General features: G+C 65.6%; 13 protein-coding genes. 5 read left to right on the plus strand and 8 right to left on the minus strand.

The features are described 5' to 3' along the window. Positions 1-185 precede the first annotated feature (185 nt). From BW975_RS02475 to mutY, 3 genes are all read right to left on the minus strand, one after another. On the minus strand, positions 186-2,153 hold the full coding sequence (locus BW975_RS02475; protein ID WP_076530692.1) for an oxidoreductase: 1,968 nt from the start codon (positions 2,151-2,153) through the stop codon (positions 186-188). A gap of 51 nt (positions 2,154-2,204) precedes the next feature. Further along, the gene (locus BW975_RS02480; protein ID WP_092746234.1) at positions 2,205-3,326 is read right to left on the minus strand and encodes an alkane 1-monooxygenase; all 1,122 of its coding nucleotides are present in this window, start codon (positions 3,324-3,326) and stop codon (positions 2,205-2,207) included. A gap of 96 nt (positions 3,327-3,422) precedes the next feature. Further along, entirely contained in the window at positions 3,423-4,493 is a 1,071-nt protein-coding gene (gene mutY, locus BW975_RS02485) for an A/G-specific adenine glycosylase (protein WP_076530695.1), read from the minus strand. Positions 4,494-4,586: 93 nt separating this feature from the next. Between mutY and BW975_RS02490 the strand changes: the two genes are divergently transcribed. Genes BW975_RS02490 through BW975_RS02500 form a run of 3 tightly spaced genes read left to right on the plus strand, consistent with a single transcriptional unit; the run spans position 4,587 to position 6,887 of the window. After that, positions 4,587-5,096, plus strand: coding sequence for a DUF721 domain-containing protein (locus BW975_RS02490; protein ID WP_076530697.1), 510 nt, complete (start codon positions 4,587-4,589; stop codon positions 5,094-5,096). Between the two features lie 19 nt (positions 5,097-5,115). Then, positions 5,116-5,778: a DsbA family protein gene (locus tag BW975_RS02495; protein WP_076530699.1), complete on the plus strand. Its 663-nt coding sequence runs from the start codon at positions 5,116-5,118 to the stop codon at positions 5,776-5,778. Continuing rightward, the gene (locus BW975_RS02500) at positions 5,775-6,887 is read left to right on the plus strand and encodes a CaiB/BaiF CoA transferase family protein (RefSeq protein WP_076530701.1); all 1,113 of its coding nucleotides are present in this window, start codon (positions 5,775-5,777) and stop codon (positions 6,885-6,887) included. The genes BW975_RS02495 and BW975_RS02500 overlap by 4 nt, the downstream gene beginning before the upstream one ends. A 16-nt stretch (positions 6,888-6,903) precedes the next feature. Here BW975_RS02500 and lpxK read toward each other — a convergent pair whose 3' ends face one another. The 5 genes from lpxK to BW975_RS02525 form a co-directional block, all read right to left on the minus strand. Further along, positions 6,904-7,896 (minus strand): tetraacyldisaccharide 4'-kinase, encoded by a 993-nt coding sequence (gene lpxK / locus BW975_RS02505; protein WP_076530703.1) that lies wholly within the window; start codon positions 7,894-7,896, stop codon positions 6,904-6,906. Continuing rightward, positions 7,896-9,152 carry a 3-deoxy-D-manno-octulosonic acid transferase gene (locus tag BW975_RS02510; RefSeq protein ID WP_076530705.1) on the minus strand — a complete coding sequence of 419 codons (1,257 nt, stop codon included), beginning with the start codon at positions 9,150-9,152 and terminating at the stop codon, positions 7,896-7,898. Before BW975_RS02510 ends, lpxK begins: the two co-directional genes overlap by 1 nt. Positions 9,153-9,163: 11 nt before the next feature. Continuing rightward, on the minus strand, positions 9,164-9,406 hold the full coding sequence (locus BW975_RS02515; RefSeq protein ID WP_076530707.1) for a DUF4170 domain-containing protein: 243 nt from the start codon (positions 9,404-9,406) through the stop codon (positions 9,164-9,166). A 99-nt stretch (positions 9,407-9,505) separates the two neighbouring features. Then, positions 9,506-11,293, minus strand: a complete 1,788-nt coding sequence (locus BW975_RS02520; protein ID WP_076530709.1) for an ABC transporter ATP-binding protein — start codon at positions 11,291-11,293, stop codon at positions 9,506-9,508. Positions 11,294-11,387: 94 nt separating this feature from the next. Continuing rightward, on the minus strand, positions 11,388-13,208 hold the full coding sequence (locus BW975_RS02525) for a trypsin-like peptidase domain-containing protein (protein WP_076530711.1): 1,821 nt from the start codon (positions 13,206-13,208) through the stop codon (positions 11,388-11,390). A 229-nt stretch (positions 13,209-13,437) separates the two neighbouring features. Here BW975_RS02525 and BW975_RS02530 point away from each other — a divergent pair, with 229 nt between their 5' ends. Together BW975_RS02530 and BW975_RS02535 are read left to right on the plus strand one after the other, a co-directional pair. After that, entirely contained in the window at positions 13,438-14,367 is a 930-nt protein-coding gene (locus BW975_RS02530; protein ID WP_076530713.1) for a glycine--tRNA ligase subunit alpha, read from the plus strand. Between the two features lie 10 nt (positions 14,368-14,377). After that, positions 14,378-14,902, plus strand: a complete 525-nt coding sequence (locus BW975_RS02535) for a DUF6446 family protein (RefSeq protein WP_076530715.1) — start codon at positions 14,378-14,380, stop codon at positions 14,900-14,902. The last annotated feature ends 65 nt before the right edge of the window (positions 14,903-14,967 follow it).

Here is a 14,967-nt window from a genome sequence, read left to right on the forward strand (position 1 = left end):
CCGCCGGTGCCTGTGGTCTGACGCTAGGCACCACCTCAACTGCGCCCTGCCGCTTGTCGGTGGGGCGTTTTTTCGTGCGCAGGCTGCGCGGCTTGAGGGGTAGGAATTTGAGTATTTTTACCAAGATGAAGACCCGAAGGCCCAACTTCATCTTGGCAAAAATACTCAGGCCACCTCGATCATCTTCAGAGTGCCCAAGCCGCCTTCAGCCCGTCCAGCACCGCTTCTTCGGCCGTGCGTGGGGCCATGCAGTCACCAATACCTATAAGTTTGCCGTCGTAGCCGTCGAGGGGGCCGAGAAGGGCATCGTTGCTGGCCGTGCCTTGCGCCAGAACCAGCGTGTCGGTCTCCTCGACCAGCATCGCCTCGCCGTTGGCGGCGTTGATGAAATAGGCCGTATCTTCGTCCGCGCCGTAAAGCTGTGCGTAAGAGATGATCTCGACCCCCAACTTCTGAACACGGCCGACCATGCTGTCACGCACATAGCTTTGCAGCATCTCACCCGCATGGGTGCCGTTGACGCAAAGGCGTACGCGGCGTCCGGCGGTCGCCAAAAGCTCGGCGACCCCGAGACCCACCCAATCGGCGCGCCAGTCGGCGATGGTCACGCTGCCGCCCACATTCGCATGGCTGCGCAGCACATCCCAAGCGGTGACGATATGGGCACCTTCGCTGAATTCCATGCCCTGCGGTCGGCGTGCGGTGCCGCCGGTGGCGATGATCACGGCACCCGGTCCGGCGGTGCGCACGGCATCGGCGGTGATCTCGCTGTTCAGATGCACCGTCACGCCCGCGCGCTCCATCTCGCCGGTCAGGTTGGTGACGATCCCGCCGAATTCGGCCCGGCCGGGCAGCATCTGCGCCAGCAGGGTCTGACCGCCCAGTTGCGCGGCTGCCTCGTGCAGCTCCACCTCATGGCCCAGCGCCGCCGCCGTCGCGGCCGCCTTCATGCCGGCGGGGCCGCCACCGACCACCATCACCTTGAGGGACGCTTCCGTGTGGCGCGGCGCGCCATATCGCAGCTCGCGCCCCGTTTCGGGATACTGGATGCAGGAGATCGGCACGCCCTTGTGGAAATGTCCGATGCAGGCCTGATTGCAGCCGATGCAGGCGCGGATCTCATCGGCGCGGCCCGCCTCGGCCTTGGCGGGCATCATTGGATCGCAGATGAGCGCGCGGGTCATCCCGCACATATCGGCCTGCCCGGAGGCGATGATGCCTTCCGCCTCCTGCGGCTGGTTGATGCGGCCCGCGACCATGACAGGGATGGGTGTGACCTGCTTTGCTGCATGGGCGAAGGGCGCGAGATAGCCGGTATCCTGGAACATCGGGGGCACAATGTGGATCGCGCCTCCGAGGCTGGCCGAGGTGCCGGCGATGACGCTCACATAGTCGAGCGAGGGCGCCAGCGCGCGGATCACCTCCAGGCTGTCGGCGTCCCGCATCCCGCCTTCCACATGCTCGTCGCCCGAAATGCGCAGGCCGATGACGAAATCCTCACCCGTGGCGGCGCGCACCGCGTCGATTGCCTCGCGCAGAAAGCGCATGCGATTCTCGAGATCGCCGCCATAGGCGTCCTCGCGCCGGTTTACCTGCGGGCTGAGGAATTGCGCGGGCAGATAGCCGTGGCTGGCCACGATCTCGACCCCGTCCATGCCGGCGCGCTGCATCCTGCGCGCGGCGGCGCCGTAGCCGTCCACCACCTCGCGGATCATCGCGGTGGGCATGGCGCGCGGGATCACGTGAAACCGGTCCGAGGGCGTGGCCGAGGCCGAGTAGGCGACTGGCGCGGTGCCGTCCGCCACCTCCATGATTTCGCGCCCCGGATGGAAAAGCTGGGCAAAAATGCGCGTGCCGTGGGCGTGGACCGTCTCGGCCAGACGGGTAAAGCCCGGCAGGCAACTGTCATCGGTGCCCATCAACACATGCGACGTGTAGCGCGCCGTTTCATGCACGCCGACAACCTGGCTGACGATCAGCCCCGCACCGCCGCGCGCGCGCGCCTCGTGATAGGCGATCATGGCATCGGTCACGTGGCCGTCATGGGCCATCGACGTGTCATGCCCGGTCGACAGGATCCTGTTTTTGATCCGGGCGCCGCCGATGGTCAGCGGCGCGAACAGATGCGCAAAGGGCTTGGCGGTGTCGGGCATGGCGGCTCTCCTGCAACATGCGCGTCACGCTAGCCCCGCGTATCGGCAGCTTCAAGCGGGGGGCGGATTTTGCGCCTTGTTATAGGGTTTCCAATCGCCGATGCCCGGATAGTACGTCTTGCGCCAAGCGCGCACGCGCGGGTTCATGACGCGCCGCCAGAGGGGCGGCACCATCGCGGCCATCGTCATGATGGGATAGCCATAGGGCAGCTGCGGCGCCTCGTCCTCGGCATAGTTCTGCAAGAGGGGGAAGCGGCGGTCGGGCTTGTAATGGTGGTCCGAATGGCGCTGCAGGTTGATCAGGAGCCAGTTGGTCGCCTTGTGCGCCGCGTTCCAGCTGTGGCGCGGTTTGACATGCTCGTAGCGGCCATCGCCCAGATGCTCGCGCGTGAGGCCGTAATGCTCGACGTAGTTCACCAGCTCCAGCTGCCAGATCGCAACCAGCGCCTGCCAGAGAAAGAGGGCAAGGCCCACCCAGCCGCCCAGAATGAGCGCCAGCGCCAGCATCCCGGCCTGCAGCGCCCAGTAGCGCCAGAAGGGGTTGCGCCGGTGCAGCGCGCCATGCCCCTTGCGCGCCAGCATCGCCGCCTCGGCGCGGAAGGCAGAGGTATAGGCGCCGGGCAAAACGCGGGCGAAGAAGCGGTGAAACCCCTCATTGTAGCGCGCGGTCACCGTGTCGCGCGGCGTGGCGACATGGCGATGGTGGACCAGCATATGCTCGGACCGGAAATGCGAGTAAAGCACCATGGCCAGGAGAATATCGGCCATCATGCGCTCGGATTTCGGGCGCTGGTGCATCAGCTCATGCGCGTAGTTGATGCCCACCGTGCCGGTGATGACCCCGACGCCGAAAAAGAGCACGATCTTCTCCAGCGCGCCCAGGTGCGCGGCCTGCGGCACGTACCAGATCATCCAGAAGAGCAGCGTGAATTGCACCGGCGCCCAGATCAGCGTGATCGCGCGATACCACGTCATGTCGTCGCCGCCATCGGGGTCCAGATTGTCCAGGTTGAGGCCAAGAAACGCGTCGAGAAGCGAGAAGAAATACCAGGTGAAGAGCGGCAGAAGGATCACCGTCCAGCCCCCTTGCACCGCGCCCAGGATCGCAATGGGAACCAGCAGAAGCGACATCCAGAAGGGGAGGGCGCGGCGGATCTGGGCGAGGGTGGACATCGAGAATCGCTCCGATGCTGTTGAGATCGTCTGGCCCATCGTCTGGCATCCAATCAAGGCGAAACGCGCACGACAAAGCGGCGTTTTGCGCGCAATCTACCCCATTTCGCGCAGAACGCCACGCGACAGATCGTACACTTTCCGCATCACTGTGGGCAGCTGTGCGGGCTGGAATTCGGGCAGCGCCATGAACGCCCCGCGTTCGGGGTTCGCGCCTGTGGACACTTGCGCCACATGCACAGCAAGGCGCAGGTGGAAATGCGTGAATGTGTGGCGCGCCTCCTCGCTCAGCACGTGCCAATCCGCGTCCAGCGGGGGCGCGGGGGCGGGCGCCTCTTCGGCCCAGTCGCTGCCGGGCCAGCCCAGCATGCCGCCCAGAAGGCCGCGATCCTCGCGCCGCTCCAGAAGGATCGCGCCATCGGCGCGCTGCACCACATAGGCGATGCCGAGGCGCACCGGCTTGGCCTTTTTCGGGATCTTCCTGGGCAGATCGGCGGCGGTGCCGTTCGCCCGTGCAAGGCAGGGCGCGCGCCACGGGCAGATGCCGCAAGCGGGGCTGCGGGGCGTGCAGATCGTGGCGCCCAGATCCATCACCGCCTGAGCGTAATCGCCGGGGCGCGCCTTGGGGGTCAGCGCGGCGGCGGCGGCGGTCAGTTCCGGCTTGGCAGCGGGCAGGGGGGTGTGGATGTCGTGCAGGCGCGCCATCACACGCTCGACATTGCCGTCCACCACCACCTCGGGCAGATCGAAGGCAATGGCCGAGATGGCGCCTGCCGTGTAGGGGCCGATGCCGGGCAGCTTCAGCAAGGCGGCATGATCGGCGGGAAAAATACCGCCATGGTCGGCCACAACAGCCCGCGCACATTTCAGCAGGTTGCGGGCGCGGGCGTAATAGCCAAGACCGGCCCATTCGCCCATCACGTCGCCATCGTCGGCAGCGGCCAGATCGGCCACGGTGGGCCAGCGCGCGGTAAACCTTTCGAAATACTGCGTGACGGCAGCGACGGTCGTCTGTTGCAGCATCACCTCGGACAGCCAGATGCGATAGGGATCGGGCGCCTCGCCCTGCGCCCGCGCGGCAGGCGGCACCCGCCAGGGCATGGTGCGTGCATGGCGGTCATACCACTCCAAGAGCTCGGTGGCGCGCGCGGGCGCGGTCTCACGCATAGTTTATGTCGCCCTTTATGGTTTCTGCGGCTTATCTGCTGGCATGGCCGGCACCATGCCCTAGAATGGCGCGGATCGACAGGAGGTCAACGCATGCCGCCCCGCCGTCCAACCACCAAAGGTTTCGCCCGCTCCAGCACATTGCTGCAAGAGCGGATCCGCAAGGCATCGGAAAGCCGGGGCTTTGCCGAATCGCGCCTGCTGACCCAATGGACCGAAATCGTGGGCGAGGACATCGCCGCCATCGCGCGGCCCGTCAAGGTGGGCCACGGGCGCGGCGGCATGGGCGCCACGCTGACCTTGCTGACCACCGGCGCGCAGGCGCCGATGCTGGAGATGCAGAAGGAGGGCCTGCGCGCCCGCGTCAATGCCGTCTACGGCTATAACGCGATCAGCCGCATCACCATCACCCAGACCGCGCCCACCGGCTTTGCCGATGGGCAGGTCAGCTTTCAGCATCGCGCGCCCAAGGCGGCCCCGCGCGCGCATGATCCCGAGGCCATCGAGGAGGCGCGCCGCCTCGCCGCACCCGTGGCCGATGCGGGCCTGCGCGCTGCCCTTGAAGCCCTTGCGCAAAACGTATTATCCAAATCCAAACGCTGATCCTAAAAGGAATATCGCAATGAACCGCAAAATACTCATCGGGGCGGCCATCCTGGCCATTGTCGGCGGTGCGCTCTGGTGGCAGCTGGGCGGCCGCGAAGAGGTGGCCGTGACCGAGACGGCGGACAGCACGGCTGCGGTCGATGTCGATACGTCCTCGATCACCGAGATGACGATGGGTCCCGAGGATGCAAAGGTGACGATCACCGAATACGCGTCCTTCACCTGCCCGCATTGCGCGACGTTCCACCAGACGACATTCCAGAACCTCAAGCGCGACTATATCGACACCGGCAAGGTGCATTTCATCTACCGCGACGTCTATTTCGACCGTGTCGGCCTCTGGGCGTCGATGCTGGCGCGCTGCGGCGGGTCCGAGCGGTTCTTTGGCATTTCCGGCATGCTCTATGAGCAGCAGAAGGATTGGCTGAATTCGGACGATCCCGTCGAGATTTCCGGCAACCTGCGCCGGATCGGCAAGGTCGCGGGCCTCGAAGAAGAGCAGATCAACGCGTGCCTCGAGGACGCGGGCAAGGCCGAGACGCTGCTGGCATGGTTTGAACAGAACGCCGAGGCGGATGATATCAGCTCGACGCCGACGCTGATGATCAATGGCCAGCAATACGGCAACATGGCCTATGCCGACCTGCAGGAGATCATCGAAGAGAAGCTGGCGGAATGAGCGCGGCGCCTCTGGCCGGCCTCAAGGTCGTTGAACTGGCGCGTATCCTGGCCGGCCCCTGGGCCGGTCAGACGCTGGCTGATCTGGGCGCCGAGGTGATCAAGGTCGAGAGCCCCGAGGGCGACGACACGCGCCGCTGGGGCCCTCCTTTCATCGAGCGTGAGGACGACCGCAGCGCCGCCTATTTCCACGGCACGAACCGGGGCAAGAGCAGCGTCGCCATCGACTTCCGTACGCCCGAAGGGCAAGCACAGGTGCGCGCGCTGGTCGCGGAGGCCGACATTCTTATCGAGAATTTCAAGGTCGGTGGCCTTGCGAAATATGGCCTGGACTACGCCAGCCTCGCGCAGCTGAACCCGCGCCTCATCTATTGCTCGGTCACCGGCTTCGGGCAGGATGGGCCTTACGCGCATCGCGCGGGCTATGATTACATCATTCAGGGCATGTCGGGCCTCATGTCGATCACCGGCGCGCCCGATGGGCAACCGCAACGTGTGGGCGTGGCGATCACCGATCTTTTCACCGGAGTCTATGCGGCGACGGCGATCCTTGCGGCGCTGCATCAAAGGGCTGCGACCGGCAAGGGCCAGCAGATCGACATGGCGCTGCTGGACGTGGCCGTGGCGGTTACGGCCAACCAGTCGATGAACTATCTGACCACGGGCGAGGCGCCGGGACGTATCGGGAATTTCCACCCCAACCTCGCGCCCTATCAGGTGTTCGATTGCGCTGACGGTTATATCATCATCGCCGTTGGCAATGACGCCCAATACCAGCGCCTCTGCGCCGCGCTGGGCGCGCCGGATCTGGCCACTGCGCCCGAATACGCAACCAATGCAGACCGCGTCGCCCTGCGCGATCAGCTAAGCGCGCTTTTGACGGCGCGGACGATGACCTTCACCAAGGATGGACTGCTCTCCGCCTGCGAGGCCGCGGGCGTGCCCGCCGGGCCGATCAACACGCTGGAAGAGGTTTATGCCGATCCGCAGATCATCGCGCGCGGCATGCGGATTGACCCCGAAGGCGTGCCGGGCGTACGCACGCCGATCCGGTTCTCGGACGCCGATATGGCGCTCGAGAAGGCGTCGCCGAAACTGCCCAAGGGCTGAACACAACTAGCGCGGCTCAAAGACCCAGTGCCGCCAGCCGCGCATCGACGTCGGACCAATCGTCGATCTCCAGCCGCACGGGCAGGGTCAGCACCTTGGGCCGAAATTCCGGCGGCAGGCGTACGGCGTCTTTCTCGGTCGTGACCATTTGCGCGCCGAGCCGGGACGCCTCGGCCTCCAGCCGTGTCAGCAGGGCGGGGGTGAAGGGCTGATGATCGTCCAGCGCCTCGGTTCCGGCCAGCTCGGCGCCCATGTTGCGCAAGGTTGCAAAGAATTTCTCGGGATGCCCGATCCCGGCGAAGGCAAGGCAGCGCGTGCCCTCCCAGTCCATCCCGGTCTGCAATGGGGCCAGCGCGCCGCGCAGATGCGGCAGGGACAGGGCCTCGCCCCAAGAGTCCTGAAACGCCCTCTGTGCCGCAGCGCCCCCGATGGACAGCAGCAGATCGGCGCGGGCCAGTCCCACTTCCACCGGCTCGCGCAGCGGACCGGCGGGCAGGCAGCGCCCATTTCCAAAGCCCGCGACAGCATCGACCACGATCAGTGACAGATCCTTGTATAGGGACGGATTCTGAAATCCGTCATCCATCACGATCACCTCTGCCCCCGCCGCCGCGGCGGCCAGCGCCCCCAAGGCGCGATCGCGCGCGACCCAAGTCGGCGCGAAAGCCGAGATCAGCAGCGGCTCGTCGCCGACATCGGCCGCGTCGTGCGCGGCAGGGTCCACCTGCACCGGTCCCTCCAGCCGCCCGCCATGCCCTCGGCTGACCACATGCACGGCGCGGCCCCGCGCGATCAGATGTTGAACCAAGGCGATCACCGTGGGTGTCTTGCCCGTGCCGCCCGCATTGAGGTTGCCGACGCAGATGACCGGGACCGGCGCGCGGACCGGATCACCCGCCGCCAGTCGCCCGGCGGTGACGCGGGCATAAAGCGCGCCCAGCGGCGCCAGAAGGCGCGCGCGCAGGCCCGGTGCGTGGCGCGGGCGCAGCCAGAAGGCAGGCGCGCGCATCAGGCGACCTCCAAATCGTCAAGCATGTCCTGCAGCATGTCGAGGATATGGTCCGTCACCTCGGCGCCCACGGTGGCCACCTCCCAGGCCGCATGGGCCATGGTCGCGCTGCGGTCGGCGGCGATGAGATGCGTCACGGCTGCTGCCAGAGTGCCCGCATCGCGCACGATGCGCGCGCCGCCCGCGCCCGCGTAGCGTTTGTAGCTGGGCAGGTAGCGCGCCACGTTCGGCCCATAGACAATAGCGGCGCCATGCGCCGCAGGCTCGTTCGGGTCGCTGCCGCCCATGCCGGGCAGCAGCGAATTGCCCATGAAGGCGATGGTGGCGAGGCGATACCAGAGGCCCATTTCGCCGCGCGTATCGGCCAGCAGAACCTGCGTCGCCTCACCCGGCATTCCGCCTTGCGACCAGATGGCATGGCGCCAGTTGCCTTGGCGCAGCGTGGCGCGGAACGCCTCCGTCTCGTCCAGCGTTTCGGGCACGAGGATCAGGAACAAGCGGTGCGCCAGGCGACTGGCCTGGCGATGCGCGTCGAGGATCATGTGTAGCTCGGAATGGCGCACCATCGCGGCCAGCCAGGTGGGCCGCCCCCGCAGGCTGGCGGCCATTTCGTCGCGCAGTGCCTCGTCATAGGGCAGGGGGATGGCGCCTTCCTGAAAAAGGCCCGTCACGCTCAGCTTTTCTTCGGGTACGCCCAAGCGGCGCAAATACCGCGCGGCCCCGTCCGAGCGGGCAAGGATACGCCGGAACCGCGCCAGAAGGCTGGGCGTCATGTCCGGCAGCCACCGCCAGCCGGGCCGCTCCAGCATCGCGGTATCGGCATCGACCAGAACCAGCGGCACGCCCGCCTCATCCGCCGATGTCAGCAGCGCGGGCATCAGATCCCCCCCGGTCCAGAGGCAGATATCGGGGCGCCAATGATCCAGAAATGCCGCCGCCTCGGCGGGGTTGTCGGCGCTCAGCGGCTGGTGGAATGTCAGCGCGCGCGCGTGGCTGGGCAGCACCAGCCCCTGCGCGGTGGTCAAAAGCAGATGCAGACCGCCCGCGCCGGGCGTGCCCCAATTCTCCTCGCCACGCTGGACCGACAGCCGCTCGACCAGCTGCACCAGCGCATTGGCGTGCTCGAGACTGGTGGCATGGCCCCAGATCACAGCGCCGGCTGGCCGCTCGCCGCTGGGGGCAAAGCCGCCATCCGCCGCCTGCGTCCCGCGCCGGGCCAGCGCCATATAGGCCGCAAGGCTGAGCGAGCGGGCCATCCAGGCGTGCCTCAGCCCAGCTCTTCGGTGGGCGAGGCAGGCGTTTCTTCGTCGCGCAGGCGGTGCAAGTGGGCGATGAAATAGCGCATATGCGCGTTGTCCACCGTGCGCTGCGCCTCTCCCTTCCAGGCGTTATGCGCGCTTTGATAGTCGGGATAGATGCCGACGATGTGCAGGTCGTCGACATTCTTGAACACGTTCTTGGCCGGGTCGATCAATTCGCCGCCAAAGACGAGGTGCAGGCGTTGGGTCATGTCATCTCTCCTGAAATTCGGATGCTTGCCGATGAAACTATGGGCAGGGCAGAGCCGGGGCAAGGGCCGGGGCGCGGGCGCGCCGGGCGGTTCGCGATGTCAGGGCTTTTTGTCGTATCCCTGTTTTTGCGCGCTATAAAGTTGCGCATAGAGGCGGTTCTGCTTCAGCAGCTGATCGTGCCGGCCCTCTTCCACCAGTTGCCCGGCCTCCAGCACATAGATGCGGTCCGCATCCGCGATGGACGAGAGGCGATGCGCCACGACGATGCAGGTCTTGCCCTTGGTCAGCCTGTCCAGCGCGCTCTTGATGCGTGCCTCGGTCGCCTGATCCAGTGCGCTTGTCGCCTCGTCCAGCAGGATGATCGGCGCGTCGCTGAGAAAGGCGCGCGCGATGGCGATACGCTGCTTCTGCCCGCCCGAGAGCTGCGCGCCCTTCGGCCCCACGGGGGCGCCGCCACGGGCGCGGATCACGTCCGCGATCTCGGCCTTTTCGGCGGCCTGCCAGACCTCTTCTTCGCTGGCCTCGGGTTTGACGTATCGGATGTTTTCCCAGATCGAATTGTTGAAGATCACGATATCCTGCGCCACCACCGAATAGGCTCCGCGCAGCGCCTGGACCTTGAGCTGGTCGATGGGCTGACCCCCGATGGTGATGCGCCCGGCCTTGGTGTCGTAGAGCCGCGTGAGCAGGGAGAGGATCGTCGTCTTGCCCGACCCGGTCGAGCCGACGATGGCCGAGACCTGCCCTCCCTTGAAGGTCATGTCCAGCCCGTGGAACAGCGGCTGATCCTCGGAATAGGAGAAATGCACATCCTCCAGCACGATGTCGCCGCGCGTGTCGAACTCGGAGGTTGCGCCGGGCTTGTCCGTGATGCTGGGCACTTCGTCATGCAGCCGGCGGATCCGGTCCAAGAGGACGAGGTTCGAGGGCAGCGCGCCAAAGAACATCGCCAGAAGGCGGGCGGGATCAAAGACCATGACCATGCCCAGAAGGAAGGTGATGATGCCCGCACCGTCCATATCGAACTGGGGGCTGAGCACCATGTAGCCGCCCCCGCCGATCACCAGCACGTAGACAAAGGCGCTGCTGAGGTCGATCGAGGGCATGGTCAGCGCTTGTGTGATCTGCACCCGGTTCATCAGATCGCGGATCGACCGAGTTCCCTTCATCAGCCTGTCGGTCTCGACGCCCTCCTGCCCCGCGATCTTGACCGTGCGCATGCCGGCCGTCGTCTCCTCGATGCCGTTCATGTACTCGCCGAGGGCCGTCTCGGCCTCGCCTTGGGTGATCTTCACCCGGTCTGAGACGTAGTTCATCACCCAGATGATGAAGGGCAGGACAACGACGGCGGTGGCGAAAAGGATCGGGTTCTTCCAGATCAGATAGCCCGAGACGATGATGACAGTCACCGCGTCGCGCACCGCATTGGCCGTCGCCTGGCCCACGAAGACGCCCAGCGATTGCGTCTGAGTCACCAGCCGCTGGATGATCTCGCCGGATTTGGTGCGCTCGAAATAGGCCAGATCGAGGCGCATCATGTGATCGATCAGATCCCGGCGCATCTGGAATATGGCGTCATTGCTGATCCAGATCGTCACGCGCGGTACAAGGTAGGACATAAGGCCGCGCACCGCGAAGAGGACGAACACCACGATGCAGACCTGCACCAGATCCGCCACGCTGCCGCTTTCGAAAATGACGCGCAGGCCGCTTTCGGTCATTGACAGGAATTGCTGATAGACCACGCCCTGCACCAGGATCATGCCCAGCACGACAAAAAGCCACGGTGCCTTCTGACGCAGATAGCGCGTCCAGAGCCAGCGCAGATTATCCTTGTCGCGCTCGGAGTAAAGCGGCGCGCGTTTGAGTTTCGGAGGTTTGCTCATCTGGGCCGGGCCTTCGGATTTGAACGGTTGGCTTGGCTCCTACAGCGTTTCGGCGGCAAGGTCACCTGCCGCCGCATGCCTTTTGGCAGCTCGCCTATTCCCAGCAGCTGACCAGCACGGTCATGCCAGCGGCGCGGTCCGCCATCTGCGCGGGCGCCAAGGGTGCGCCGGGGGTGGCGGCGGCAGGCGACGTGCCCGCAGCCTTCAGCACATCCATCAGCGCGGCCGCGTCGGCGGCGAAGGCCACATCCTCGGGCAGCATGCGCCCGCCCTGCTGGCGCGGCAGCAGCATGCCCAGTACGGCGCCGCCCGCATCCATCACCGGGCCGCCCACATCGCCCTCAAGCGCGCCGAGCGCGAGGCGGGCGACATTCTCGTTGCCGTCAAGGCCGCGCACATCCGATACGGTGCCAAAGGTCAGCGAGGGCGCGCCCAGAACGCCGCCATAGGAATAGCCGGCCACCGTCACCTCGGATTGCAGGCGCGGCGCGTCCTGCGCCAAGGCCGCGACGCCGATGGGCGCGATCGCATCGGTCGGGCGCAGCACCGCGATGCCCAGATCGGCGTCCGAGCTGGTGATCTCTGCGTCCTGCCCATCCTCGATGGTGATATGGCCGCAGGCGCCCACAATTTCGGAGGTGGTCACGACGGTCCCGCGGCCATCCACGAAAAAGCCCGAGCGCGAGAAGAGTGGCTTGCGGATCTCCAGCCCCGAAATCAGGTCGATGCTTTGTGCGTCATTCGATCCGGCAGCAGGGTCCAGCACGCCATCGAGCCGGGTAAAGCTGTCCTGCATCAGGCCGAGAACGCGCGCGCGGCGATCCTCGTCGCCCGCAGGCCAGATCAGGGTAAAGCCCTTGATCCTTCCGTCATCCAGCCGCGCCTCTGTATGCGAGATCATGCGCGCATTCTCACCCACGAGGGTGAAGCTGTCGCCGCGCCGCTCGCGCGGGCCGCTTTCGGGCACGATCTCCAGCGTTTGCATGATGTCATAGAGGCCATAAAGCGTGTCCTGCGTGCCCTCTTGGCTGATCATCAGCACGCGTGCGGGCAAATCGCCGGAGGGGTTGAATTGCACGAAAGGTGGCTCGTAGCGGGCGAATTCCACCGCGCCCAGCGGCAACTGCATCTCGATCCCGGCCTCGGTGTCGGTGACGCGCTGCATGCCCATGCCTTCCAGCACGGCGTTGTACTGGCGCAGCAGTTCGGCCCGTTGGCGCGTGGTCAGAATACCCGTCACCTCGAAATCATTGGCATCCTGCCAGTTCGACATCGACCGCCGCGTGCCTGCGCCGAAGGCGGCGTCGATCCGCCCGTCGTAGAAACCGGCCCATTGCAGGGCCACCTGCAGCTCGGCGCGTTCTTCACGGCTCAGCTCTGCCTCGCTGGCGCGTGCCTCGCGCGGGGTTTCGTCCGCCACTTCGGGGGCGGCGGGCTTCTGAACCACCGGCTGCTGCGTCTCTGACATCTGATCTTGCAAGATGGCGATCGCATCCTCGCTGACACCCAGCTCGGGCGTTGCCGGATCTTGCCGCACCGCGGCGGCGCTCTCGTTCAGAAGGTTCGCGCCCACGGGCCAGATCTGGCGCGCGTAATCGCTGCTTTGCGCGATATAGCTGTCGCGCGGGATGCGCCCGTCGCGGCGCAGGCGGCGCAGGACGTCCTCGGCATTCTCGGCCTCGTAGGGGCCAAGCGCCACGACGTACCAGCCCGATCCATCCAGATCAAAGCCGTTCACGTCCTGCAAATTGGCGCTGCGGCGGCGGAGCGCCTCGTTGATGGCGGCAAGATTGGGCTGCGCTTCGATCTGCACCCAGACCATGGGGGCGCCATCTGCGTCGCCTGATTGCTGAGCCGCGGCCCCACTCGCACTCAGCATGACCACGGCGAGAGCCGCCACGAAACTGCGTATCATTCTATGTCTTACCCTTGAGCCACTGACGGATTTCACCGCATTTTCAACGGTTCTACCAAAAAACCCTTGGGTTGCACCTAAAATATGAACCCCTGCGTCTAGGTTTTGCGCGGGTGCGCCCGCGTCAAATTACCCCCTGCGGTGTGATTGACCCCCCGCACCGCGCGCCGTAGGTAGAAGGCGCTATTTTCAGGGGCGCGCGCCCCGCCGATTTCCCGAAGGGGCCGCCATGACCGACACGCCAGCCAAGCCGCGCAGTTTTCAGGAAATCATCCTGCGTCTCCAGTCCTACTGGGCGCGCCACGGCTGCGCCGTGATGCAGCCCTACGACATGGAGGTTGGCGCCGGTACGTTCCACCCCGCGACCACGCTGCGCAGCCTGGGCAGCCGCCCCTGGGCCGCCGCCTATGTGCAGCCCTCGCGCCGCCCGACCGATGGCCGGTATGGCGAGAACCCGAACCGCCTGCAGCATTATTACCAGTACCAGGTGTTGATCAAACCCAGCCCGCCCGACTTGCAGGCGCTCTACCTGGGCAGCCTCGAGGCGATCGGGATCGACATGGCGCTGCACGACATCCGCTTTGTCGAGGACGACTGGGAGAGCCCGACGCTGGGCGCCTGGGGCCTTGGCTGGGAGGTGTGGTGCGACGGCATGGAAGTCAGTCAGTTCACCTATTTCCAGCAGGTCGGCGGACATGATTGCGCCCCCGTCTCGGGCGAGTTGACCTATGGGCTGGAGCGTCTGGCGATGTATGTGCTGGGCGTCGATCACGTGATGGACATGCCCTATAACGATCCGTCGGCGCCCATCCCGCTCAGTTATGGTGACGTTTTTCGCCAGACCGAAGAGGAATACTCGCGCTGGAATTTCGACGTGGCCAACACGGGCACCCTTCTGCGCCATTTCGAGGAGGCCGAGGCCGAATGCCGCGCGATCCTGAGCGCCGAAGACGTCGACCCCAAGACCGGCAAGCGCATCGTCATGGCCCACCCGGCTTATGATCAGTGCATCAAGGCCAGCCACATCTTCAACCTGCTGGACGCGCGCGGCGTTATTTCCGTGACCGAGCGACAGGCCTATATCGGCCGTGTGCGCGCTCTGGCCAAGCAATGCGCGGATGCCTTCGTACAGACCACCGCCGGCGGCTGGGCGGCGTAGGGAAATGACAATGGGAAAGTTTTTGGCATTGCTCCTTCTTGCATGCGCGGCGGGCGGCGGCGCCCTGATGTATTACCAACAGGTCTACGCCTATTACGATGAGGTCGAGCCGAATGGCGAAACCGACGTTCAGATCACGTCAATGATCACCGACGCACCCGAGCTGGTGCTCTACGACGATTTTCGCGCCATCGACGCGACCAGCTCGCCCATCCGTTATCGCGCGTGCTTCAACACCTCGATGAGCCACGCGATGCTGACCGAAACTTATGTGCTGGACGACGGCGCCGTGCCACTGACGGCGCCCGGCTGGTTCGATTGCTTCGACGCAAGGGAAATCGGCGCGGCGATCGAGGTAGGCGAGGCGCTGGCCTTTACCGGGACCGAGAACATCGAATACGGCATCGACCGCGTCGTCGCCATTCACGAGGACGGGCGCGGTTGGGTCTGGGATCAGCTCAACCGCTGCGGCGAAATCGTGTTTGACGGCAATCGCGCTCCGGACGACTGCCCCGAGCCGCCAGAAGGCTACTGACCGCCCGCGCGGAACGAAACGCGGCGCCATCGCTTGTTCTTCTGAAGCAATAGGGAGACTGCACG

Origin of the sequence: Roseovarius nanhaiticus, assembly GCF_900156535.1 — a bacterium.
GTDB lineage: Bacteria > Pseudomonadota > Alphaproteobacteria > Rhodobacterales > Rhodobacteraceae > Roseovarius > Roseovarius nanhaiticus.

Coding starts and splice junctions, on each gene's coding strand:
- BW975_RS02495 (WP_076530699.1), top strand. CDS start 5,116: ATGAACCGCAAAATACTCATCGGGGCGGCCATCCTGGCCATTGTCGGC.
- BW975_RS02510 (WP_076530705.1), bottom strand. CDS start 9,152: ATGGCCCGCTCGCTCAGCCTTGCGGCCTATATGGCGCTGGCCCGGCGC.
- lpxK (WP_076530703.1), bottom strand. CDS start 7,896: ATGCGCGCGCCTGCCTTCTGGCTGCGCCCGCGCCACGCACCGGGCCTG.
- BW975_RS02515 (WP_076530707.1), bottom strand. CDS start 9,406: ATGACCCAACGCCTGCACCTCGTCTTTGGCGGCGAATTGATCGACCCG.
- BW975_RS02535 (WP_076530715.1), top strand. CDS start 14,378: ATGGGAAAGTTTTTGGCATTGCTCCTTCTTGCATGCGCGGCGGGCGGC.
- BW975_RS02500 (WP_076530701.1), top strand. CDS start 5,775: ATGAGCGCGGCGCCTCTGGCCGGCCTCAAGGTCGTTGAACTGGCGCGT.
- mutY (WP_076530695.1), bottom strand. CDS start 4,493: ATGCGTGAGACCGCGCCCGCGCGCGCCACCGAGCTCTTGGAGTGGTAT.
- BW975_RS02530 (WP_076530713.1), top strand. CDS start 13,438: ATGACCGACACGCCAGCCAAGCCGCGCAGTTTTCAGGAAATCATCCTG.
- BW975_RS02490 (WP_076530697.1), top strand. CDS start 4,587: ATGCCGCCCCGCCGTCCAACCACCAAAGGTTTCGCCCGCTCCAGCACA.
- BW975_RS02525 (WP_076530711.1), bottom strand. CDS start 13,208: ATGATACGCAGTTTCGTGGCGGCTCTCGCCGTGGTCATGCTGAGTGCG.
- BW975_RS02480 (WP_092746234.1), bottom strand. CDS start 3,326: ATGTCCACCCTCGCCCAGATCCGCCGCGCCCTCCCCTTCTGGATGTCG.
- BW975_RS02475 (WP_076530692.1), bottom strand. CDS start 2,153: ATGCCCGACACCGCCAAGCCCTTTGCGCATCTGTTCGCGCCGCTGACC.
- BW975_RS02520 (WP_076530709.1), bottom strand. CDS start 11,293: ATGAGCAAACCTCCGAAACTCAAACGCGCGCCGCTTTACTCCGAGCGC.